A 553-nucleotide genomic window follows, 5' to 3' on the forward strand; every position below is an offset into this window, starting at 1 on the left:
TAGTAAATGATCAAATGGCCAGGCCGAAATACCAGGCTGCTGCGGCGCTGCTTTATTTGAAGGAGTGCCAGTCGCGTGTGGCGGACGCGAAGCCGGTCGAACTGAAAGCAGAATTTATCATAAAAGACTAGGAGGGTAAAACCGATGGAAAAGTCGATTCAAGAAAGGAAATTAACCAAAAAAGATTATCCGCTTGGTTCAAAGAGTCCTGATTTATTGTTTACTCCTACCCAGAAGTCTTATAACAACTTAACATTGGATGCTGCTTTAAATGGAGAAGTGACCGGGGCAGATTTACGGATTAGCCCCAAAACCCTTGAAATGCATGCCGATATCAGTGAAAGCCTGGGAAGAAATCAATTATCGAAAAACTTCCGCCGCGCAGCTGAAATGATCAACATCTCGGATGCCCGCATTTTGGAAATCTACAACGCGCTCCGCCCGAACCGTTCCACGAAGGATGAGCTTTTGGCGATAGCCGATGAATTGGAAAACGAGTATGGCGCAACAGAGAATGCCGGCCTGATTCGGGAAGCTGCGGATGTATATGAAC

At 46.5% G+C, this 553-nt stretch carries 1 protein-coding gene; it reads left to right on the forward strand.

The genetic code is table 11. The features are described 5' to 3' along the window. Positions 1-144: 144 nt before the first annotated feature. A partial coding sequence (locus tag ABHN01_RS25870) for a diol dehydratase small subunit (RefSeq protein ID WP_429877926.1) occupies positions 145-553 on the forward strand: 409 nt, incomplete at its 3' end.

This window comes from Fictibacillus sp. NRS-1165, assembly GCF_050468105.1.
Lineage (GTDB): Bacteria > Bacillota > Bacilli > Bacillales > Fictibacillaceae > Fictibacillus_C > Fictibacillus_C terrinigri.